20 protein-coding genes are annotated in these 21494 nt (G+C 65.2%); 8 read left to right on the forward strand and 12 right to left on the reverse strand.

Annotation, left to right across the window (positions count from 1 at the left end):
• Nucleotides 1-24: 24 nt before the first annotated feature.
• The 3 genes from JWS14_RS14575 to JWS14_RS14585 are packed head-to-tail and all read left to right on the forward strand — an operon-like array spanning nucleotide 25 to nucleotide 2761.
• Nucleotides 25-1131 (forward strand): NAD(P)-dependent alcohol dehydrogenase, encoded by a 1107-nt coding sequence (locus tag JWS14_RS14575; protein ID WP_206013595.1) that lies wholly within the window; start codon nucleotides 25-27, stop codon nucleotides 1129-1131.
• 38 nt (nucleotides 1132-1169) lie between these two features.
• Nucleotides 1170-2606, forward strand: a complete 1437-nt coding sequence (locus JWS14_RS14580; protein WP_206013596.1) for an aldehyde dehydrogenase — start codon at nucleotides 1170-1172, stop codon at nucleotides 2604-2606.
• Nucleotides 2603-2761 (forward strand): hypothetical protein, encoded by a 159-nt coding sequence (locus JWS14_RS14585; protein WP_206016313.1) that lies wholly within the window; start codon nucleotides 2603-2605, stop codon nucleotides 2759-2761. The genes JWS14_RS14580 and JWS14_RS14585 overlap by 4 nt, the downstream gene beginning before the upstream one ends.
• Nucleotides 2762-2764: 3 nt before the next feature.
• Here the strand turns inward: JWS14_RS14585 and JWS14_RS14590 are convergent, their stop codons facing one another.
• The 11 genes from JWS14_RS14590 to JWS14_RS14640 form a co-directional block, all read right to left on the reverse strand.
• On the reverse strand, nucleotides 2765-3595 hold the full coding sequence (locus JWS14_RS14590) for a 5'/3'-nucleotidase SurE (protein WP_206013597.1): 831 nt from the start codon (nucleotides 3593-3595) through the stop codon (nucleotides 2765-2767).
• Nucleotides 3592-4137: a hypothetical protein gene (locus JWS14_RS14595; RefSeq protein ID WP_206013598.1), complete on the reverse strand. Its 546-nt coding sequence runs from the start codon at nucleotides 4135-4137 to the stop codon at nucleotides 3592-3594. The genes JWS14_RS14590 and JWS14_RS14595 overlap by 4 nt, the downstream gene beginning before the upstream one ends.
• Entirely contained in the window at nucleotides 4134-5366 is a 1233-nt protein-coding gene (locus JWS14_RS14600) for a phosphotransferase family protein (protein WP_206013599.1), read from the reverse strand. The genes JWS14_RS14595 and JWS14_RS14600 overlap by 4 nt, the downstream gene beginning before the upstream one ends.
• On the reverse strand, nucleotides 5363-6361 hold the full coding sequence (locus JWS14_RS14605; RefSeq protein WP_206013600.1) for a DUF7064 domain-containing protein: 999 nt from the start codon (nucleotides 6359-6361) through the stop codon (nucleotides 5363-5365). The genes JWS14_RS14600 and JWS14_RS14605 overlap by 4 nt, the downstream gene beginning before the upstream one ends.
• 47 nt (nucleotides 6362-6408) lie before the next feature.
• A complete protein-coding gene (locus JWS14_RS14610; protein WP_072937083.1) occupies nucleotides 6409-7167 on the reverse strand; it encodes an ABC transporter ATP-binding protein in 759 nt (252 codons plus the stop codon).
• Nucleotides 7136-8782 carry a branched-chain amino acid ABC transporter ATP-binding protein/permease gene (locus JWS14_RS14615; RefSeq protein ID WP_206013601.1) on the reverse strand — a complete coding sequence of 549 codons (1647 nt, stop codon included), beginning with the start codon at nucleotides 8780-8782 and terminating at the stop codon, nucleotides 7136-7138. The genes JWS14_RS14610 and JWS14_RS14615 overlap by 32 nt, the downstream gene beginning before the upstream one ends.
• Nucleotides 8783-8789: 7 nt before the next feature.
• Nucleotides 8790-9680: a branched-chain amino acid ABC transporter permease gene (locus JWS14_RS14620; RefSeq protein ID WP_072937081.1), complete on the reverse strand. Its 891-nt coding sequence runs from the start codon at nucleotides 9678-9680 to the stop codon at nucleotides 8790-8792.
• A 4-nt stretch (nucleotides 9681-9684) separates the two neighbouring features.
• Nucleotides 9685-10794, reverse strand: a complete 1110-nt coding sequence (locus JWS14_RS14625; protein ID WP_072937080.1) for an ABC transporter substrate-binding protein — start codon at nucleotides 10792-10794, stop codon at nucleotides 9685-9687.
• Nucleotides 10795-11010: 216 nt separating this feature from the next.
• Nucleotides 11011-12357, reverse strand: coding sequence for a PucR family transcriptional regulator (locus tag JWS14_RS14630; RefSeq protein WP_206013602.1), 1347 nt, complete (start codon nucleotides 12355-12357; stop codon nucleotides 11011-11013).
• Nucleotides 12358-12408: 51 nt separating this feature from the next.
• Nucleotides 12409-13299 carry a PaaX family transcriptional regulator gene (locus JWS14_RS14635; RefSeq protein ID WP_206013603.1) on the reverse strand — a complete coding sequence of 297 codons (891 nt, stop codon included), beginning with the start codon at nucleotides 13297-13299 and terminating at the stop codon, nucleotides 12409-12411.
• 59 nt (nucleotides 13300-13358) lie between these two features.
• Entirely contained in the window at nucleotides 13359-14456 is a 1098-nt protein-coding gene (locus tag JWS14_RS14640) for a CaiB/BaiF CoA transferase family protein (RefSeq protein ID WP_206013604.1), read from the reverse strand.
• Nucleotides 14457-14617: 161 nt separating this feature from the next.
• Here JWS14_RS14640 and JWS14_RS14645 point away from each other — a divergent pair, with 161 nt between their 5' ends.
• The 5 genes from JWS14_RS14645 to JWS14_RS14665 all read left to right on the forward strand — a co-directional run bounded on the left by JWS14_RS14645 (nucleotide 14618) and on the right by JWS14_RS14665 (nucleotide 20773).
• Nucleotides 14618-15790, forward strand: coding sequence for a 2-hydroxyacyl-CoA dehydratase subunit D (locus JWS14_RS14645; RefSeq protein ID WP_072937076.1), 1173 nt, complete (start codon nucleotides 14618-14620; stop codon nucleotides 15788-15790).
• Between the two features lie 28 nt (nucleotides 15791-15818).
• Nucleotides 15819-17159, forward strand: coding sequence for a 2-hydroxyacyl-CoA dehydratase subunit D (locus tag JWS14_RS14650; RefSeq protein ID WP_072937075.1), 1341 nt, complete (start codon nucleotides 15819-15821; stop codon nucleotides 17157-17159).
• The gene (locus JWS14_RS14655) at nucleotides 17160-18137 is read left to right on the forward strand and encodes an acyl-CoA dehydratase activase (protein WP_072937074.1); all 978 of its coding nucleotides are present in this window, start codon (nucleotides 17160-17162) and stop codon (nucleotides 18135-18137) included.
• Entirely contained in the window at nucleotides 18134-18934 is an 801-nt protein-coding gene (locus JWS14_RS14660; protein ID WP_095862116.1) for an SDR family NAD(P)-dependent oxidoreductase, read from the forward strand. Before JWS14_RS14655 ends, JWS14_RS14660 begins: the two co-directional genes overlap by 4 nt.
• A gap of 189 nt (nucleotides 18935-19123) precedes the next feature.
• On the forward strand, nucleotides 19124-20773 hold the full coding sequence (locus JWS14_RS14665) for an AMP-binding protein (RefSeq protein ID WP_206013605.1): 1650 nt from the start codon (nucleotides 19124-19126) through the stop codon (nucleotides 20771-20773).
• A gap of 78 nt (nucleotides 20774-20851) precedes the next feature.
• Here the strand turns inward: JWS14_RS14665 and JWS14_RS14670 are convergent, their stop codons facing one another.
• Nucleotides 20852-21490 (reverse strand): response regulator transcription factor, encoded by a 639-nt coding sequence (locus JWS14_RS14670; RefSeq protein WP_241031671.1) that lies wholly within the window; start codon nucleotides 21488-21490, stop codon nucleotides 20852-20854.
• Nucleotides 21491-21494 lie beyond the last annotated feature (4 nt).

Below are 21494 nucleotides of genomic sequence, written 5' to 3' on the forward strand. Positions count from 1 at the left end.
CCCACAGACATGGAGTCATTGACGATGGAAGCACTCGCAGCAGTCGCGAGAGAACCCCACACCGAGTTCTCGCTCGAAACGATCACCATCGACGGACCGAAGGCCGGCGAGGTACTCGTCGAAATCGAAGCGGTCGGCATCTGCCACACCGACCTCGCCGCACGCGACGGCGCCCTCCCGACCGCGCTGCCCGCCGTACTCGGCCACGAAGGCTGCGGCTTCGTCCGCGCAGTCGGCGACGGTGTCACCAAGGTCGCCGCCGGCGATCGCGTCGCCATCACCTTCAACAGCTGCGGAACCTGCCCCTCCTGCACCACCGGGGCCCCTTCCTACTGCCACCAGTTCATGCACCTCGCCTACGACGGAGTCCGCGAAGACGGTACCGGTCCGCTGTCGACCACCGACGGCGAGTCCCTGACCGGCCTGTTCTTCGGGCAGTCCTCGTTCGCCACCTACAGCCTCGCATTCGAACGCAACGTCGTGAAGGTTCCCGTCGACGTTCCCGCCGAACTTCTGGCTCCGCTCGGCTGCGGAATCCAGACCGGCGCCGGCGCCGTCATGCGCTCCCTCGACTGCCGACCCGGATCCGCGATCCTCGTCGCCGGCGCCGGATCGGTCGGACTGGCCGCCGTCATGGGTGCCGTCGTGCAGGGCGCCGCCACGATCATCGCCGTCGAACCGCACCAGTCGCGCCGCGACCTCGCCCTCGAACTCGGCGCCACCCATGTCATCGACCCCGGTGCCGGTCCGCTGGCCGAGCAGGTCCGCGCGATCATCCCCGCCGGCGTCGACTACGCGATCGACACCTCCGGCGTCCCCGCCGTCATCGAATCACTCGTCGGCGCCATGACCTTCCACGGCAAGATCGGCCTCATCGGCGTACCCGCCGACCCCGCAGCCTCGGTGCCGCTCAACATCATCAACTCCCTCGCCATGGGGCTGACGATCACCGGAATCATCGAGGGCGACAGCGTCCCCGACGAGTTCATCCCCGAACTCGTCGAGCTGTACAAGGCCGGGAAGTTCCCGCTCGACAAACTCGTCACCACCTTCCCCTTCGCGAAGATCAACGACGCGATCGACGCCCAGCACCGCGGCGAAGTCCTCAAACCCGTGCTCCTGCACGACTGACGACCCCACCACCGAACCTTTCTGAGAAGGACACCCCGATGACGATCGACTACCCCGATCTCTACATCTGCGGCGGATGGACCCGGCCCGCCGGCGACTCGACGATCCCGGTCATCTCCCCCACCACCGAGCAGCGCATCGGCTCCGTGCCGGAGGGCACCGAAACCGACATCGACGACGCCGTCGACGCCGCCCGCGCCGCGCTCACCGAGTGGGCGTCGTGGACCGCGGCCCAACGCGCCGAGGTGCTGAACCGGTTCGCCGACGAACTCGAATCCCGCGCCGAGGACACCTCCACCCGGGTCAGCAGCCAGAACGGCATGCCCATCACCCTCGCCCGGCAGTTCGAGGGCGGGTTCCCACCCGTCCTGCTGCGCTACTACGCCGACATGGCGGCGAAGCAGGAAGACGAGATCCGGCCCGGCATGCTCGGCGGCTCCACACTCGTCACCCGCTCCCCGATCGGTGTGGTCGGCGCCATCGTCCCGTGGAACGTGCCGCAGGCCATCACATTCCTCAAACTCGCCCCCGCCCTCGCCGCCGGCTGCACCGTCGTCCTCAAACCGTCCCCCGAAACCGTGCTCGACGCGTTCCTGATGGCCGAAGCCGCCATCGCCGCCGGACTCCCCGCCGGTGTGGTCAACATCGTCCCCGGTGGACGCGACCTCGGCGCCTACCTCGTCGCCCACCCCGGGATCGACAAGGTCTCCTTCACCGGCTCCACCGGCGCCGGACGCGCCATCGGCCGCACCTGCGGCGAACTTCTGCGCCCCGTCACCCTCGAACTCGGCGGAAAGTCCGCCGCCGTCGTCCTCGACGACGCCGACCTCGCCGCGAACATCGAATCGTTCTACGCCGCCACCCTGCTCAACAACGGGCAGATCTGCTGGCTCGGCACCCGCGTCCTCGCACCCCGCTCCCGCTACGACGAGATCGTCGACACCATCACCGACCTCGCCAAGGGCCTGTCGGTCGGCGACCCGCTGTCCGACACGACCCAGATGGGACCGCTCGTGTCGTCCCGGCAACGCGACCGGGTGGAGGGATACATCGAGAAAGGCCGCTCGGACGGCGGCCGCGTCACCACCGGCGGCCGCAGACCCGCCGACGCCGAACACGGATGGTTCGTCGAACCCACCGTCTTCGCCGACGTCGAGACCGGCCACACGATCGCCCAGGAAGAAATCTTCGGGCCCGTCCTGTCGGTCATCCCCTACACCGACGAGACCGAAGCCGTCACGATCGCCAACCACTCCGACTACGGCCTCGGCGGCTCCATCTGGACCGCCGACCCCGAACGCGGCGCCCAATTCGCCCGGGGCATCGCCAGCGGAACAGTCGGAATCAACGGCTACTCCAACGATCCGACCGCCCCCTTCGGCGGCATCAAGAACAGCGGCCTCGGCCGCGAACTCGGACCCGAGGGCCTCGCGAGCTACCAGCAGCTCAAGAGCATCTACCTCGACGTGCGATGACCCCCCGGGTGCGGCCGTGCGACACCACGCACGGCCGCACCCACTTCCACACGAGAGAACGGAAGACGCCGGTGACCAACGAAGAACTCGCCATGCTCGACTTCGCGATCAAATGGGCACCCTTCGGCGGCGGCTCGACGAACTGTGCACCGTGAAACTCACACCCGCGCGCCCCGACAGGCGGAGGTCGTATTCGTGCGTTCGCACGATGCACTAGCGAGGATCCAACGCCGCTCGATGGCTGCCACGACACGGCTTTCGGCATTCGTGTCCGTCCTCCAGGGGAGTGCGAGCACCGTAACCGAAATCAGGCCACAGGCGACGAGGTCAGCGTCCGATCGGTCGTCGTAAGGCGGCGGATTCCGCCGCCTGCGCAGCGCGAGACTATTGCCTTCGAAGTCGAAGGCGACGTCATCGCAACTCACGGTGCCTGGATCGGCGAAACGCAGGCCTCTCAGTTCCTGGAACGGAAGCGCGGGCACGTTCACGTTCACCGCGACCGGTGGCAGCCCGGCATCGACCAGTCCGCCGATGACACTTGTGGCTACCCGACTGGTCGTGTCAAGACCGAGCACCGAGTGCGCTTCGGTACTGAATGCCGCAGCACAGACGTCGAGGGATGCGGCCGTGAGCACGGCGCCGACCGTCCCCGAATGCAGTACGAGCCGGCCGGTATTGAAGCCTGGATTAATCCCCGACACAACTAGATTCGGCTTCCACCCGAATGCCCCGCTGCAGGCGGCCCGGACCCCGAGCGCAGGTGGCGCGTCCACGGAATAGGCTTCGATTCCAGCGAAACATTCGTCGCCGGGCACCGACACCGTCACTCGATTCCTGTCCCGGATCACGCCGAGGCTGGACGCGCTGCCGCTGGACTCGGCGCTGGGAGCGACGACCACGATTTCGCGGCCGCCGCCCCCAGCTGCGGCAGCGAGTGCCGCCAGTCCGGCCGCCTCGATGCCGTCGTCATTTGTGACGAGGATTCTCATCGGGCGTCAGAGGAGGCACGGTCGAGGAGTTCCTCCAACTGCGGAACCGATCCGGGATCGGGTTCGAACCCGAACGGGAGATACCACGCACTTTCCATCTCGACCAGAGGCTCGATTCCCCCGATCACTCGGGTGCTGATTCGTTCGCGGACGTCTTCAGGCGCCTGCCGGGCGGTTCTGAGGACACCGCGCACGACCGCCCAGAGTTTCTGCGAGGACGCGCGCAGATCCTGGGTATGTGCGTCCGCATCGGCGTGGACGGATCGCGCATCGGATACGGCGCGGGTGAGTCGGTCGCCGACATCCGGGGAGATCAGCGCGGCGTCGTCGAGAAGGGCCTGTGCGATGTCCATCTGGCGGCCCAGTTCGTAGCGTTGCCGGGCATGGATGTCGTACACGCGGGTCCGCAGGAATTCGAGGAAATCGATCGTCAGTCGAAGCTGCTCGACTGCCTGCGGATCCAGCGGGTCGACCGCCGGCGCGACGGTGTCACGCAGCGACTTGATCGCAGCACGGAGGGTGTTCTCACTGTGGTCCATCATGTGTTCTTCCCCTTCAGGAGCGTGATGAGTTGGCGAGAGATCACCGGGACCAGTCCCTCCACACGGGTGAGCAGGATGTCCTGGTGTGACTTCCCCAGCCGGGCGATGCGGTAGGAGGACGCCATCGTCGACACGATGATGGTGAAGCAGTTCAGGATCTGGTAGAACCGCAGCCGCTCCGGATCGACGGTGAGACCGGAGACCTCGGTGTATCGATCGAAGAACTCGTCCAGAGGGATGAGGCCACACACGAAATAGCGGCCGTCGGCGTCGTAATGGCCCATCGTGGGGAGAGTGATCCACGCCAGGTCACGGTGCCGGTCACCGATGAGGCCACGCTCCCAGTCCAGCCAACCCAGGATCCGACCGGATTCCTCGTCGAAAAGGAAGTTACCGCTGCGGAAGTCGCCGTGGACGACACCGGCGACATCCAGGGTGGGAAGATTGCTCACCAGCCAGTTCGCCGTGATCTCCATGAGCGGGGAATCCTCGCCCCGGTCCTCTTCCCAACAGCGCAGCGCATGGTGGACCATCCATTCCGCCGACTCGGTGGAACCGGTGCGGGGAACCTGCAGATGAGTGAACGACCGGTCCGAGACATCGGTGTTGTGGATCTTGGACAGGTGGTCGAGGTACTGAGGTGCCAGCACCCTCCGGTGGTCCGGCCCGAAATCCGTACCGAGACCACTGATCCGCCCGGTCCCCGTGGCCCGAGGTTTGGTGACCCCCTCCACGAACTCGTAGATCAGCGCCGGTTCCGGAAACCATTCCCCCTCGGCGTCGAGGAAATGCGGTCTCGGCACCGGGATCACACCGTTCATGAGAGTCAACAATTCGTGCTCTCGAGCGCGGCTCGTCGCATTCGATCCCTCACTGGGGTCCATCCGAAGCACGAGATGTTCCGACCGACGGCGCCCCGCGGGATCGTCACGGTCGAGTGTGAAACCGATCTGGATCTTCGACACTCCCCCGGTGAACCAGTGCAGATCTCGTATCTCGAAGTTGGACGAACCGAGTTCGTGGCCGAGAAACTCGTCGAGGATCTTGGCCATCTCGGCGAGATCCGGGCGGCGATACGACGGGCCTTTGCGGCGGCTCATCTTGCGTGTGAGCATCGTGTCGACCTCACGCTCCGTCGGGTACTCCCGACGGACTGCGTCGATGAAATCCGGTGAGGGGTCGTCGCGGTCGTCGAAGTCGAGACCCCACGTCAGGTCGTGATCGTTCATGCGTTCAGCCCCCGTGCACGGCCGTGGCTGGACATCCGCTCTGCCAGATAGTCCAACCCGTAGATGTCGGCCATCTCCCCGTATCCCACCTTGTCACCCCAGTGGTAGCGGAAGACCCCCTGATAACTGACGTGGGAGGGGTTGAAGTTGTACCAGGGGTGGCTCGAGATCGCCGTGCCGAAGAACTCGTACTCCTTTCCTCGCACATCGGTGATCCGGATGTGATTGTTGATTGCCAGGAGTTGCGTGTGTTCGGCCCGGATGTCGGCGTCCACCACGGGATGGACCTCACCGTTCTCCACGACGAAACCGAACCGGAGTTTCTCGTATCTGACCTGACCGTCCCGCAGGTCGATCAGGACGGCGAGGTGAACGGCCAGTTCGGGCCCGAAGTTCACCGATACCCACGCCACCGAGCGGGTACCTGTCTCCGTACGGGGGCCCCAGCTGTGGTCCATCCCGTCGTAGCAATCAACCTTGTATTTCTTGCCGCGCAGCTCGAGGTTTCCGGTGATGTGCCCCTTCACCTCGAAATGGCCGTTCTCCCATTCGTCACCGTGTCGACTGTCCCCCGTACTCCGGTCCGCCGCGAGGAGCGGATTCTGCTCGGGATCGCCCGGATCGAACGGCTCGTGCAATGCCCGGAACGACAGGTCCAGTGAGCACGCACCCAGTGCGTTCTCGTAGCTGACGTCGTACTCCTTGGGTGTCGGAGCGTTCACGCTGAGCCCATTCCCCAGCGTGAATTTGGCGAAGGATTCGGGACAGGGCAGGTGCACCTGCGGATCGGTGAATGCGATCTCGTACGGCTGTGTGCAGAATCCCTTGCCGATGAGGATCGACGACGTGGCAATTCCGACATTCGGGCGGGCGAGAACGTACACATTGCCGAAGATGCCCTCATCGGGGATGGCGAATGGCAGGAACATCGTCTCGGTCCAGGTCCGATCGTCCGGGTCCCTGGGATGAAACTCTGAGTCTGCATCTGTGATCATCGTGGTTCTCCTCGATAGGTGCGGTTGTGGAATGGACAGTGTTGGAACTAGGCCGTTTCCGGCACACCGGCAGTCCGGCCGGTGCCGAGATACGCTTCGGCGATCAAGGATTCGTCCATCTGGGAGCTCGGCCCGACGAAGCCCAGCCGGCCACGGGACAGGACCGCTGCGCGGTCGGCGACTCGGAGCGCGATCTGGCTCTGCTCGGCGAGAAGGACGGCTGCCCCACCGAGTGCGTCCCGGTGTTCGCCGAGGAATTCGTAGATCACCTCGACCATGACCGGGGCCAGCCCCATGCTGGGCTCGTCGAGCAGCAGCACCGCGGGTCGCGCCATCAGCGCCCGTCCGATCGCAACCATCTGCTGTTCGCCGCCGCTGAGTAGGCCGGAGGGAGTATTGCGCAAGCGCGCGAGGGGCGGGAAGAGTTCGTGGACACGGTCTATCGAGGCTTCGATTTCCCGTCGGGGGCAGCGTCCCGCTGCATGTGCCGCGAGCTGCAGGTTCTCCCGGACGGTCAGTGGCGCCACGACCTGGCGGCCCTCGGGGACATGGACGATCCCGGCGCGGGTGATCCGGTGCGTCGGAGTGGAGGAGATGTCCCGTCCGCCGAAGCGAATCTTGCCGTTGCCCTTACGGGCCTGATTGGTGATTCCGCGGAGCAACGTCGACTTGCCTGCCCCGTTCGGACCTATGAGAGCGAGGGTCTCCCCCGCGTACAGTGTCAGCGTCACATCCGTGACCGCAGATACGTGCCCGTAGGAGATGCTGACATCCTCAAGCGAGAGAACCGGATCCGATGTAGGCACGGATGACCTCCTTGGAATCGAGTACGTTATCGGGTTTGCCTTCGGCGATTTTCCTGCCGAAGTCCAATACGACGAGCCGATCGCAGAAGGAACGCATCATCGCCACGTCGTGCTCCACCACGATCACAGCGACACCACGCGATCTGATGTCCGAGATCGTGTCGAACACGTCTTGCCGCTCAGTGGGATTCATACCTGCGGTTGGTTCGTCGAGCAGTAGTACGCGGGGCTCTCGTGCAAGGGCACGCGCGATCTCCACCCGTCGTCGCACCCCGTACGGCAGGCTGCCCACCGGGATGTCGGCGGCCCAGTCGAGACGATTTTCGGTGAGCAGATTTCGGGTCCGCTCGTGCACATCGACGCCCGGACGCCGCGCGATGCCCAGCCGGACGTTGGTCGACACAGTCTCCTCGTCCATCAGTCGGATGTTCTGGAAAGTCCTGGCGAGCCCGGACTGAGCCGTGACGTGTGGGTGACCCCAGAGTTCGGAGAAGTCGTGCTCGAGCAAGGTGCCGGTTCCGCTCTCCGGACGATAGACGCCGGACAACACGTTCAGGAGAGTCGTCTTTCCCGACCCGTTCGGGCCGATGATGCCGAGTACCTCCCCGGATCGTGCTTCGACACTGACAGCGTCCAGCGCGCGCAGACCCCCGAATGACATGACCACATCTCGCACCTCGAGGACGGTGTCGCCTGCGGGCCCGTCGTCCCGCCCGAGTGGGAGCACCCGCTCCGCGGATGTCTCGTCCGCGCTGTCCGGTGGGGAGGGACTGCTGCGGACCGGCCACCACGAGCGGAGACTCCCGAGGATTCCGCTCGGCGCAAAGGCGACGATCAGCACGATCAGCACGCCGTTGACCAGTGCCTCATACGAGGCAAGACCGGTCAAGGCGACGGGCAGGCCGATGATAACGAGGGCGCCGACGAGCGAGCCGGTGACGAACACCGTCCCTCCGATGACCACTATTGCAAGTAGCTGGGTGAGTAGTTCGAAGCTGAACTGGCCCGGTTCCACGAAGCCCGACATATGGACGTGGAGGGCACCGGCGGCTCCCGCAAGGATCCCCGAGAGCGCAAACAACGCGGTCCGGTAGCGGACGACGTCGATTCCCTGGTGGCTCGCCATGAGGGAGTCCTCCCGCATGGCACTGATCGCGAGCCCGAATCGCGAACGCTTCAGTGCGATGAGACCCGCAACGGCGACGACGACCACGATGCAGATCACGAGATCGGTCGTGGTTCGTGGGATGCCCACCTTGCCCTGTGCGCCCCCGGTCAGTGGCAGATTCAGCACCGCCACCCGCACGATTTCCGCGAACGCGATGCTCGCGATGGCCAGGTAGATGCCGTTGAGCCGGTGCAACAGACCGGCCAGCAACAGGGCGACGAATCCGGATGCGAGCGTCCCCCCGATGAGAGAGACCACGAACGGGGCCCCTGCGTCGACGGAAAGTACAGCCGAGACGTACGCCCCGACAGCCATCAAACCGACTTGGGGCACAGCGAAGATTCCGGCGCTGAGCACAACATAGAGCGACAGGGCAACGAGTGAGAGGACAATTCCGTCCCTGATTACGAAGTCGTACGCACCGAAGATCGAAAAGAACTCTGTCATGGTCGGGTCACACCCTTGTCAGTTCTGCGCGGGTCCGGAACAGACCTTCGGGCCTCAGAGCGAGGAAGAGGAGCATCAAGACGAAGACGACGAGATCGCGATAGGTGCTCGACAGGTACCCCGTCGCATAGGTGGACGCGATCCCGATGACCAGACCGCCGACGAGCATGCCGCCGACACTGCCGAAGCCGCCGACCACCATGGCTCCGAGCGCGATCACCAGGTAGGTCGAGCCGAGTCCGGCATCGATGACGTTGAACGCGATGGCGACGAACGACGCGGCGACACCCGCCATGGCGCCTGACGCGAAGAACACTCCGGCGCTGACGCGATCCACGTTGACGCCGAGGATCGCGGCGGTGTCCTTGTCGAAAGCGACGGTGCGGATCTCCCGGCCGAGCTCCGTTCGGGCGAGTAGCCAACTCGTCACGGCCACGATGACGAGCACCAGGCACACCATGATCAGGTGCAGGGTGGTGATCCGAACCGGGCCGATCGACAGAGGTGCACTGGTGAACGCGTCGGCGTTCATTCGCACGACGGCACCGTCGAGGTGGTGGTGTGCCAGCTCGACGAGCACGATGAGGCCGCCCATCGAGGAGATGAAGGCGGCCATCTCGCCGCCCCGGCGATGAAGGACACGGCGGATCAGCAGGAAGTAGGCCAGCACGTTGAGTAATCCCGCCAGCACCGCGACGACCGGCAAGGCCACCAGGAGGGACCAGCCGAGTCGTGATGTGAGCTCCCAGGCGAAGATTGCTCCCCAGGTGAACACCGCTGCATGCGCGACGTGGAAGATCCGGAGGTTTGCCATCACCAGACCGAAACCCGATGCATAGAGGGCATATACGCTGCCGAGAACGATCCCGTTGACGGTTTGCTGAAGCAGGAAGTCCATGGATTCACCCGTCCGATCCGGCGAGGACCATGGCTCCTCCGTCTGCGAACGTGGCCATGACCCCGCTCGAGATCGCGAGACCGTCCGCAGTCATTTCGAGCCCGAGAATCCCGTGTTCTCGCACCAGGTCCGAAGTCGAGGCAGCGGGAAGGAGATCACGCAGAGCACTACCGTCCACGGTTCCACTCTTCTCTGCCTGGATCACGGCAGCCACTGTCGTCCAGCCGACCTGATAACCCAGGGCACCGTAGGCAGTGGGGACCTCACCGTACTTCTCCGTGTACCGTCGTTCGAAGGCGGTGGGATTGGTTCCGCCAGGAGCCCACACCTGCGGAAACTCGAAGCCTCGGGCCGAGTCCCGGGCCACCGTGTAGGTTTCACCGCTGATCGCAACCGTTCCGATCAGTTTCACGTGCTCGAATTCACCGGCGTTCTTCATCTGGAGGATGAGATTTCCGGCCTGGGCCGGGAGGACCGACAGAACCACGGCATCGAGGCGATCCCGCCTGAGATTCGCCAGCACAGCGGAGAAGTCGGTGTCCTGGGACGAAACCTCCTGCCGAGATGCAAATCCGGCCGGTAGCCCCTTCTCGGTTGCCTCCGCCAGAGTGGTGAAGGATGGATTGTCGCCGGCCACAACCAGACCGATACGGGTGTGGCCCTCCTCGGCCAGGCGACTGCCGACCGACATCGTGGGGGTGCTCAGATCGGTGAATCGGAATGAGTACCCGCCCGAGTTCTCCAATGCGCTCCCGGCCCCGCTGACCAGGGTGATCCGGTCTTCGTTCGCCAGGGGCGCCACCGCTTGACCGAGTGGGCTCTGCGAGTCCTGGACAACGAGCGGCACACTCTGTTGACGGAGTTTGTTGTACCCGGTTACCGCCGATGGTACGGCCGATTTGGCATCCTCGGTGAGGACCTCTATCGATACACCGGACTCGTCCAGTATCGGTTCGGCCTCGTGCAGAGCGAGTTCGAATCCTCGCTCGAAGGGCTTGCCGAACGACATCGCCGCGTCACCGGTGAGATTGGCGAGGAGCCCAATCCGGACGGCACCAGAGTTGTCACCAGCCGGGCCGCCACATCCGGTGAGTGCCAGAAGCGCAGCAACCATCGCGGCTGCACCCGCTAGTCGTCGCTTTCTCGTCCAGTTGACGGATCGCATAGGGACTCCTTGCTATTCGTACTCCGAAGCATGTGAGTTGGAACACGCTGGGCGCCAGTTAAAGCCGTCGTCGATTCGAAGGTCAAGAACTTCGGCCCGGACTCACGTCGCCGCATTGGAGAAGTCGACAAGGAGGGGTTCAGCTCCCTCGAATCTGCCTCACGTTCAACGCGCTACCCGGTCGAAGCCCGGCACCGCGTGGTGACCCTGCAGTCGGAGAATCAACAGTGCAGTCTGGGCACTGAGCTGATCGTTCGAGTTTGCGGCCACGTCGAGACCGGTGATGTCGTGCACCCGCCCCAGTCGGTGTCGCACAGTATTTTCGTGCACATCCAACCGCACTGCGGTGTCACGCACACTCCGTCCACTGTCGAAGAACTCCTGCAGGGTACGGAGAAGGTCGTTGTTCGACACTCCCCCCGCAAGTAAATCCCCGAGAACGTCGTACACGTACATCCGAACGGACTGTTCGTTGCTGTTCGCTACGAGTAATCGTGCAGGCCCGAGTTCGTCACAGGCGATGGCGCGGTTCGATTCCGAGGGGTATCGGTCAAGGCACCGGGCAGCCTCGAATGCCTCCCGGTATGCCCGTCGGAGCTGACCGGGCCGGGTCACCGACGAGATGCCCGCAACGGCAAATCGGTCACCCATCCGGTCGAGGCCCTTGTTGACTGCCGCCTTGCAGCGCGCGATCACCGTCGCATTCCCGACCCCTGCCGGCGCCTCGATCGAGAGGATGACGCCCTCGGTGCCACGAATCGTGAGGATGTCGACGTCGAGATCTTCGGCGATCAGATCACCGAGGCGGCCCGCATCGACTGCCGAACCCGACGACCGGCCCCGTTCCAGGACGAACGCGATGACCCGGTCCGCGGCCAGATCGACGCCGAGGTACTCCGCGCAAGCCCGAAGATCTGCATCGTAGGTAGTCGACCGAACCATCTGCCGCGCCAGGTTCGCACGTGCATTCCAGGCCACGCGGGCGATCCGCCGCTGGGAGACGAACTCGGCCGTCAGGTGGACCACTGCCCGGTCCACGGCCCACTGCACATGTGCAACGGACACGGATCCTTCGATCGGGGTGACTACCCATCCGAAGAGGTGGTCGCCGTCGACAACCGAACCGAGCATGTAGTCGCGGCCACCCGTCCGCCCACCATCCACTCGCACAACGCCGGCAGCCGCGCCGGCGGCTACCGGTCCTTCCGGCGACTCGAGCCGCTCCAGCGTGGGGATCGCGGTAGACGAAGCACCCGGAGGGACGGCCCGGCTGATCACCTGCCCGGCGGGACCTATCAGGAATACCGTTGCCTCTAGCATGTCGGACAGAGCACTGATCAGGCAGGACAGTGTCCCGACCGCTGCCGCGCGGTCGGCAAGCGTGGTTTCCAGTCTCAGTTTCCAGGACAACGAGGCCGGCGTCTCCTCTCGGGAATCGGCAGCCGACTCCGGCTCGCCGCCCGGCCGTAATGCGGACGACCCGTTCCCTGCCTGCTTCGCCCTGTGTGCCACAGACCACACTGTAAATTATTGGACCGAACATGGAAAGGTCCCCGAAACCGCCTACGGCACCTGAGCGGCGGGTACGTCGAGACCGGCGATCCGACGCCACTGCGCGTGCGCGGTGGGGGTCCACTCCGCGCGCAGGTCTCGCAGCCGCCGCGCGGCCTTCAGCCCGCGCCAGTCGGGCAGCAGCACCTCGGGCAGACGGGGGTCCATATAGGGCATGCGCCGTAGCGCGTCCGCGAGTTGGAGGTGCGCGAACAGCAACTCGTCGCCCGGTTGGAAGGTTCGCGCATCGAAGCGGTCGAGCAGTTCGTCGTACTCCTTCTCGGCGGCCTCCAGATCCCATGAACGGCGGACGAGTTCGCTCTCGGGAATCCCGGGCACGGCGAGCGTCCCGACGAACGAGACCGTATTGGCGGTCAATCCGAGAGACTCGATGGTTCGTTCCGCTTCCGCGGCACGGTCGACGTGGGGAGTGACCCAGACGCCGGGTGTCGGATTCCCGAACCCGGCCCACCGCAGCGCGGCATAGAGCTTCTTGCGGGTCGAGCGGTGAGACTCCGGAATCGGCACGTTCACGACGAGCCACCTGCCGTCCCACTGCGTGGTGTCCACGTCGGTGGAGAAGACACGCAGTTCACCTTCGGTGAAGAGCCGATGCGCCTTGTCCGTCAACGTCCACTGCGTTTCGCGTCCGTTCCGGCCGGCGGCGATCAGACCTGCGGATCCTGTGCGCGCGATCGCCTGCCGGGCGGCATGCTCCCCGTACCCGAGCCCTTTGAGGACGTAGAGAAGCGCGGCCGTCCGCACCGGCTGTCCGTACGGTTCGACGAGTTCGCCGAGCACGGTGACGAGGACCGACCGCGCGCTTCCGGTCGACGCCACTTCCTTGTCGGGGGCGGACTCCGGTTTCGAGTCGGACGGCTTCGAGTGAGACATAAGTGCCATCGTCGCGCATCACGTCAGCCCGTTGCCACAACACCCCTCGAGGCCCCGGTCAGCGATCGTCATTCGACACCCCAGTCCCGGAAGACCGCCTCGGTGTCGGCGCCGGGTGTGCGGGGCGACGCATAGGTTGCGGGTGGTGCCTCGGCGAAGCGTGGCACCGCCGCCGGCTGACGCTGACCGAACGCGGTCACGACCGTGTTGCGCGCGGCGATGTGCGGGTGATCCGGCACCTCGGCGAGGGCCAGCACCGGCGTCACGCACGCGTCGAGGTGCGCGAACGCCTGCACCCACTCCTCTCGGCTGCGCGTGACGAAGACGTCGGCGAAGGTCTTCCGGAGCGCCGACCATGCCGACTCGTCGTACTGGTCCGGCAGACCCGCGGGGTCGAGTTCGAGTCCGGTCAGTAGCTGCGCATAGAAGGCGGGCTCAACTGCGCCGACCGCGATGTACCGGCCGTCGGCGCACTCGTACGTGTCGTAGAAGGGCGCCCCGCCGTCGATGACGTTGGTCCCGCGCCGATCGGACCACAGCCCGTTCTCGGTGAGTGTCCAGAACATCGTCATGAGCGCACTCACCCCGTCGACCATCGCGACATCGACCACGTCTCCGACACCGGTCTGTTCCCTCGCGTAGAGGGCGCCGAGAATACCGGTGACCGCCGGCATCGAACCGCCGCCCAGGTCGGCGACCAGGTTGAGCGGTGCGAGTGGCCTCTCACCGTCCCGTCCGATGGCGTTCAGCGCACCGGTGAGCGCGAGGTAGTTGATGTCGTGCCCGGCATAGGGCGCGAGCGGGCCGTCCTGGCCCCAGCCGGTGATCCTGGCGTACACGAGCCGAGGGTTCCGCTGACGGCACACGTCGGGACCGATGCCCAGTCGCTCCGCCGCACCCGGCCGGTAGCCCTCGATGAGGACGTCGGCCTTGTCGACGAGCTTCAGGATCCTTGCCAGGTCGGCGGGATCCTTCAGGTCGGCACTCACCGAGCGCCGATTACGCAGTCCCGCATCCTTGTCCACGGGCAGCAACTGCGTCACACCCCCCGGACGCTCGATTCGCACGACCTCGGCGCCGAGGTCCGCGAGCTGCATCGCGGCGTGGGGCGACGGGCCGATCCCGGCGAGTTCGACGACCCGCAATCCATCGAGCACATGTTTCATCAGGAGCCTCCGAACAACGGACGGCGTGGGTTCTCCCCACAACCAATGTTTGACAACTATGGATACTATCTATCCAATAACGTAATATCTCAAGTCAGGTCGCCGCGGCGCAGTTCGTCAGTCGCCGCGGTGTATCCGTCCACCAAGTCGAAGGGCTGGATGTGAACGAACTGGATCCGACCGTCATGTCGTCGCTGCGAGCGGCGGCCGATGACCCGGTCACTTACGCGCAGGCATGGAAAACGAAGAACGGAAACCGCGTGATCGGTTCCTTTCCGATGAACTTTCCTTCCGAGATCGTGCACGCCGCCGGTGCGTTGCCGGTGATCGTCCAGGAAAGCCGCACCCCGATCACGGAGGGCCGCAACCTGCTTGCCGAGTTCTACTGCGGCTACACGCGGAGCGTCGCCGATCAGGCCGCAGTCGGTGAACTCGACGTCTTCGACGGCTTCGTCGCCGCCGATCACTGCGTGCAACTCCTCGGCGCCGTCGACGTGATCCGCTGGGCGCGGCCGGAGAAACCGGTGCACTTCGCGCAGTTCACCAGCGCGATGGACGATCCGTGGACCAAGCCGCGGGTCGCGGGCCGTGTGCACGAACTCAAGCACGAGATCGAGGGGGTCGTCGGGACGACGATCACGGACGAGTCGCTCGCCGAGAGCATTCGGCTGTTCAACACGAATCGTCGCCTGCTCCGGGAACTCTACGACCTGCGGCGCACCGGCCGTGCGCGTATCACCGCGAGCGACATGCAGGTATTGGTGAAGTCGAGCATGGTGATGGACATCGATGAACACAACGCCGCCCTGAACGGTCTTCTCGTCCGACTCGATCCGAATGCCGACGCACCCGGCGATCTGGTGCGGTTGCATCTCTCCGGTCACTTCTGCCACGCCCCGCGCCCCGAGGTCCTCGATGTGATCGAGGAATCCGGAGTGATCGTCGTCGACGACGACCTGTACACCGGCTTCCGGTACATCTCGACCGACGTACCCGAGCACGGCGACCCGCTGGAGGCGCTGTCGGTGTGGTACCTGGACCGTAACGACAACGCCCCGTGCCCGACACGGGTCACCGTCGGGGTCGACTGGGACACCTACCTGATCGACTCACTCGAGAGGAGCCGCTCGAACGGTGTCGTCGTCTTGATGGCGAAGTTCTGCGAACCCCACATGCTCTACTACCCGGAGTTACGCAAGGCGCTCGACGCGCGCGGGATACCGCTGCTGCTCCTCGAGACCGAGCACGAAGGCAACCCCGTCGAGACACTCCGCACCAAGATCGAGACCTTCGTGGAGCGCATTCGCCGTCAGCTCGCACCCGTCCCGTCCTGAATTCGACTTTCACTCAGAGGAGTTCGCCATGGCGATCGAAGAGATCAGCAAGGAAAAGACCCGCCGCTTGTCGAGTACGCGGGCCGGCGGCAAGTTGGTGGCCGACTATTGGGAGAACATCTTCACCGCCAAGGAGCGCGGGAAGCACGTCGTCTGGTACAACGGCGCCGCACTGAACCCGCTGTTCCAGGCCGCGGGCCTGGAGTGGTGCCACGGCGAGGCGTTCGCCGCCCGACTGGCCGCCCAGCACCTCGAAGGGCCCGCCCAGGCTGCCGGCGCCGAGTACGGCTACATCGGTGAGCTCTGCTCCTATGCGCGAACACATCTCGGCTGCGCGGTGCTGACGCACCAAACCGCCGCAGACCGGGAGACCGGCGTGGTCGGCATGGTCGACCAGCAGGAACTGGCGAGCAAACTGCCTGCCCCGGATTTCTTCGTCAACGGCTACGCCGGATGTAGCACCGGTCAGCAATGGGACGCGATGACGTACCGGGTATTCGATCGCAAGCTCCCGCTGTTCAACGTCTCGATCCCCATGCTGTGGGGCAACAAACCCGACGCCGGGTACATGCGGGGCGAGGAGTGGACCGAGGTGAGCAAGTACGTCGAAGGGCAGCTGCGCGAGCTCATCACCTTCCTCGAATACCAGACCGGGAGACCGTTCGACTGGGATGGACTCAGCGAGAGCATGTCCTACATCAAACGGGCCTCCGAGCTGCGCCTCGAAGGAATGGCGCTCTGCACGCAGGCACCCACGCCTGCGACCTACTGGGACTGGGTCGCGAGCATCGCCCCGATCAACTTCCTGCCCGGCAATCAGGCGCTGGTCGACTACTTCGCCGGCGTGAAGGCCGAAATTCAGCAGCGGGTCACCGACGGGGTCAGCGCGGTCGCGGACGAACGCTACCGCGTGTACTTCGACGGCATCATGAACTGGAACAAGCTCGGCTTCCTCACCCGGAAGTTCGCGGAATACGACGTCGCCGTCGTCGCCGGCCGCTACACCCACGAATCCTTCTGGCAGGAGCCGCAGCTCATCGACGTGGACAACCCGCTCCTGGGCATGGCGCAGCACTACCTGCTCTGCCCACTGAACCACGGATTGAAGAACCTGCAGGAACTCCTGCTCCGCCGGCTGGACGAATACGCGATCGACGGGATCGCGTTCCACTCGACGCGGACGTGCCGGGCGATGACCAACCCGCAGACGATGCTCGCCCGCGCTGCCGAGACGGAGCGCGGCGTCAAGTCGTTCTTCTTCGAAGGCGACGTCGCCGACGCGTCGTTCTACAACGACGAACTGTTCGACAGTCGACTGGAGGCGATGCTCGAGGCCATCGACGTACAACGGATGAAGTCCGTGATCTAGATGGCCGCCACCTCCGCAGACAAGACAACGCCGGGTTGGTTCGTCATGGGCGTGGACCTCGGGTCCACCACGGCGAAGGCCGCCGTCGTGGACCAGGACGGCGCCCTGCGCGGATCGAGTGTCGTCCAGATGGGAGCCGTGAGCCGCGAAGCGGTCGCGCGCGCAATGGACGGGGCGATGGCGGCCGCCGGTGTCGCGCAATCCGACATCCGGCGGACCATCAGCACCGGCTACGGGCGGAAACTGGTCCCCGGGGCGAACCGGACGTTCACCGAAATCACCTGCCACGCCCGCGGCGCCGCAGCCCTGCACCCGGGTGTGCGGCTGGTGATCGACATCGGCGGACAGGACAGCAAGGCCATCATCGTCGACGACGACGGCCTCGTGGAACGGTTCGCCATGAACGACCGGTGCGCGAGCGGGACCGGCCGCTTCTTCGACGTGCTCGCGCGGGCACTGGAAGTCGACATCGACGCAGTCGGCGAACTCGCGCTCGCCGGTTCCGAGGGCCTCGAGGTCAGCAGTATGTGCGCCACGTTCGCGGAGACCGAGGTGATCTCACTACTGGCGCAGGGCCGCGAGAAGGCGGACATCGCCGCGTCCGTGCACAAAGCGGTCGCGGCGCGCACACTCGGACTGGTGGCACAGGTCGGCAAGGCGACACCGACGGTGATGACGGGCGGAGTGGCGAAGAACCCGGCCGCCCGGCTTCACGTCTCGCGGGCGCTGGGCCACCCGGTGGAACTACTCGATCAGCCACAGATCGCGGGCGCGTACGGCGCCGGACTGCTGGCCCGCGACGACTACGCGGGCACCGCTCAGGCGCCGACGTCGTCCGACGCCGCCACCGAAGAACAATTCCGGGCGAGCCTGTCGGGCGGAACGCCGCACTGCCAGGACTGCGACGGCAGGCCCGGCCATTCCCATTCGGGCACCGGCGAACCGGTGCCCCTCGAACTGCAGAGGAACATCCGATGACAACAGACACACCCGAAGTCTGGGTACCGGACCTGTCCGAGGCGACCGTCTACATCGTGGGTGGGACGAGCGGAGTAGGCCTGCAGGTCGCCCGCCAGTTGGTCCGGGCGGGCACCCAGCGCATCGGTCTGGTCGGCCGCAACACCGAACGCGGCGAGAAGGCAGCGGCGGAGATTCGAACACTCGCTTCGGGTGTCTGGGCCTTCTTCGCGGCGGGCGATGTGAACGACCCCGCCGAGGCCGCGCGGGTGACCGAGGAACTGTCGGCCTCGCTGGGACCGGCCGACATCCTGATCAACAGCACGGTCAGCGCGTTCACGCCCCAGCTGTTTCACGACACGCTCCCCGAAGATGTTCCCGCTATCCTGCTGCAGCAGGCGCTCGGCCCGATCAATATGTGCCGAACCGTACTTCCACACATGCGGGCGAAGCACGGCGGCGCGATCGTGAACATAGCTTCCGACGCGGCGAAGCATCCGACCCCGGGAGAATCCGTCATCGGCGCGGCCATGGCGGCCATCGTGATGTTCTCCAAAACCCTTGCGATGGAGGCCAAGCGCGACGGCATCCGCGTCAACGCGGTGACGCCGTCGCTCATCCGGGACACCGGCGCCTACGACCGTGTCATGGCCGAGCCGTTCAGCGCCAAGCTCTTCGCGAAGGCCGCCGGACTGGCGTCACTGGGGGTCGCCGAGCCGGTCGACGTGGCGGACCTCGTGTTGTTTCTGTGCAGCCCTCAGGCCCGTCGGATCACCGGGCAAGCGGTCAGCCCGAATGGTGGCATCTCGGCAGGGTGAGGGATCGAGTGCCGCGCCTCAGCTCGTCCACACTATTTTGACGGATTCATAGCGATCAGCTCCACATATGTATTACATTGCGTGGTGACTGAGACACCACCTCACAGCCGACTCCGGCTTCCTCGTCACGAGCACCTCTCGCTCCACCAACTCCCCCCACCCCGCACAGTCCGAAGGCAGGATTGCATCATGCCCCTCGAAAAGTCTCTCTGGCCGGCGACACCGAGCTCAGGCGTCCGCGACATCACCGTCGGCGACCTGCTGCGAGAGGCCGCGTCGGCGGAACCCGACCGCCTCGCCCTGGTCGACGGAACTCCCGATCCAGCCGATCGGCGAGAGTGGACCTACCGTCAACTCCTCGCCGACACCGAGATGGTAGCCAGAGCACTGCTGGCCCACTTCGCGCCCGGAGACCGGATCGCAATCTGGGCGCCCAACAGTGCAGAGTGGGTAATCCTCCAGCAAGCGATCGCGATGGCCGGGATGGTGGTGGTGGGCGTGAACCCCGCTTACCGCGCCCACGAACTCGAGTACATCCTCCGCCAGTCCCGCTCGGTCGGACTCTTCTACCGGGATACCTATCGCGGCGCGGACCTCACGGCACTTCTGACGGAAGTACGGCCGTCGCTCCCCGAACTCCGCATGGTGATCGCACCCAGCGAGTGGCGGTCCTTCATCGCGACCGGCGATCCGGCATTGGAGTTTCCCGCTGTCGCACCCACCGCCCCGGTGCAGATTCAATACACCTCCGGAACCACCGGTTTCCCCAAAGGTGCACTGCTGCATCACAAAGGAATCGTCAACGAAGCCACGTTCGTGTTCGAGCGGGCCGGGCTGGTGGACCACGTCGTCTGCGTCAACGCAATGCCGATGTACCACATCGGGGGCGGTGCCGTCACCGAACTCGGGACGTTCGCGGCACACGGGACCTATGTGGTGCTACCCGGCTTCGACGCCGCGCTCATGCTCGAGATGCTCGAGGCCTACCGCGGAACGCACTCGCTGATGGTTCCGACGATGCTCATCGCGCTTCTCGAGCACCCGGACCGTGGAACACGCGACCTGTCGAGCCTCCACACCGTACTGTCCGGTGCGGCAGCAGTTCCCCAGGCACTCGTCGAACGGGTGCTCGACGAACTCGACTGCCAAGTCACGATCCTGTTCGGGCAGAGCGAGATGCACGGCGTCATCAGCCAGACCCGAGTCACCGACGATCCGGCCGATCAGGCCACCACGGTGGGACAGCCGCTGCCGGAACTGGAAGTGAAGATCATCGACCCCGTCTCCCAGGAGATTGTCCCGATCGGTGAACAGGGTGAAATATGCTGTCGCGGCTACCAGACGATGCTCGGCTATTCCGAGATGCCGGACGAAACCGCCGCCACCATCGACGCCGACGGATGGCTGCACATGGGTGATCTCGCGACGATGGACGAACGAGGCTTCCTCCGCATCACCGGCCGCCTCAAGGACATGATCATTCGAGGCGGCCTGAACATCTATCCGCGCGAGATCGAAGAACTGCTGTTCCGCCACGACGACGTGGCCGAAGTTGCGATTGTCGGGGTTCCGGACACCCGATGGGGCGAGCAGATCGGCGCCGTCGTGCGACCGGCGGACCCCGCCAATCCACCGGACCCGACCGAATTGAAAGCCTGGTGTCGCGACCGAATCGCCGCCCACAAGACGCCGTCGCTGTGGTACTTCACCGACACACTCCCCATGACACCGTCCGGGAAGATCCAGAAATTCCGTGTGCAGCAGGAAATTGCGTCCGGAGCGCTCACCGCCGCAGATCTCGCGACCCAGCCGGCTCCGGAGCCATTGCCCAACAGCTGACACCTACAACCTACTCCGCGACGGATCTATCGCCAGTCGACCGGCAATCCGGTCAACTGGCGACCTTCCGGTACAGCCCTACTCGAGGAGGAACCGCTCCTTGGCGTAGCGAACCAGCCCGGCGCGGTTGGATTCTCCGGTCTTCTTGAGCATCTTCCCGATGTGGAATTTCACCGTGTGGAACGTGAGGTTCATGCGCTCCGCGATGGCGTAGTTGTCCAGCCCGGCGGCGATCATGGTCACGATCGAGAGCTCGCGCTCGCTGAACGCCGGTTTCTCGGTGGTTACCCGGCGTGCGTCCACCCACTCCTTCAGGAGTGCGGGATCGATGTACTGGCCGGAGCGGACGACTGTTCTCAGCATGTCGGGGAGCGCCGACATGCTCGCCGCTTTGAGGATGTATCCCGATGCGCCCAACAGCATTGCCCGGTCCACGAGTTGGGCATTGCCGTATCCGGTGTAGAACACCACTTTGGTGGTGGGCGAGGCGGCGAGTAGGTCGCGGCACAACGACCACCCCTGCTCTTCGCCGATGAAGAGGTCCAGCATGACGATATCCGGGGAGCAGCGCAGGGCGTCCTTCTCCGCGCTCGCGACACTTGCCGCTGCTCCGAGGAAGACGAAGTCGGGTTCCCTCTCCGCCAACCGCTCGAGGCCGGCGTGGACTATCTCGTGGTCGTCGATCGAGAAGACACCGATCCGGCGCGGTTCCGGCACGTCG

The organism is Rhodococcus koreensis (assembly GCF_017068375.1).
GTDB lineage: Bacteria > Actinomycetota > Actinomycetes > Mycobacteriales > Mycobacteriaceae > Rhodococcus_F > Rhodococcus_F koreensis.

Bases quoted from the DNA above. Each gene is read 5' to 3' on its own strand.
- JWS14_RS14595 (WP_206013598.1), bottom strand. From the start codon at position 4,137: ATGATGGACCACAGTGAGAACACCCTCCGTGCTGCGATCAAGTCGCTG.
- JWS14_RS14575 (WP_206013595.1), top strand. From the start codon at position 25: ATGGAAGCACTCGCAGCAGTCGCGAGAGAACCCCACACCGAGTTCTCG.
- JWS14_RS14640 (WP_206013604.1), bottom strand. From the start codon at position 14,456: ATGAAACATGTGCTCGATGGATTGCGGGTCGTCGAACTCGCCGGGATC.
- JWS14_RS14655 (WP_072937074.1), top strand. From the start codon at position 17,160: ATGGCCGCCACCTCCGCAGACAAGACAACGCCGGGTTGGTTCGTCATG.
- JWS14_RS14665 (WP_206013605.1), top strand. From the start codon at position 19,124: ATGCCCCTCGAAAAGTCTCTCTGGCCGGCGACACCGAGCTCAGGCGTC.
- JWS14_RS14590 (WP_206013597.1), bottom strand. From the start codon at position 3,595: ATGAGAATCCTCGTCACAAATGACGACGGCATCGAGGCGGCCGGACTG.
- JWS14_RS14600 (WP_206013599.1), bottom strand. From the start codon at position 5,366: ATGAACGATCACGACCTGACGTGGGGTCTCGACTTCGACGACCGCGAC.
- JWS14_RS14615 (WP_206013601.1), bottom strand. From the start codon at position 8,782: ATGACAGAGTTCTTTTCGATCTTCGGTGCGTACGACTTCGTAATCAGG.
- JWS14_RS14660 (WP_095862116.1), top strand. From the start codon at position 18,134: ATGACAACAGACACACCCGAAGTCTGGGTACCGGACCTGTCCGAGGCG.
- JWS14_RS14620 (WP_072937081.1), bottom strand. From the start codon at position 9,680: ATGGACTTCCTGCTTCAGCAAACCGTCAACGGGATCGTTCTCGGCAGC.
- JWS14_RS14625 (WP_072937080.1), bottom strand. From the start codon at position 10,794: ATGGTTGCTGCGCTTCTGGCACTCACCGGATGTGGCGGCCCGGCTGGT.
- JWS14_RS14585 (WP_206016313.1), top strand. From the start codon at position 2,603: ATGACCCCCCGGGTGCGGCCGTGCGACACCACGCACGGCCGCACCCAC.
- JWS14_RS14580 (WP_206013596.1), top strand. From the start codon at position 1,170: ATGACGATCGACTACCCCGATCTCTACATCTGCGGCGGATGGACCCGG.
- JWS14_RS14650 (WP_072937075.1), top strand. From the start codon at position 15,819: ATGGCGATCGAAGAGATCAGCAAGGAAAAGACCCGCCGCTTGTCGAGT.
- JWS14_RS14635 (WP_206013603.1), bottom strand. From the start codon at position 13,299: ATGGCACTTATGTCTCACTCGAAGCCGTCCGACTCGAAACCGGAGTCC.
- JWS14_RS14605 (WP_206013600.1), bottom strand. From the start codon at position 6,361: ATGATCACAGATGCAGACTCAGAGTTTCATCCCAGGGACCCGGACGAT.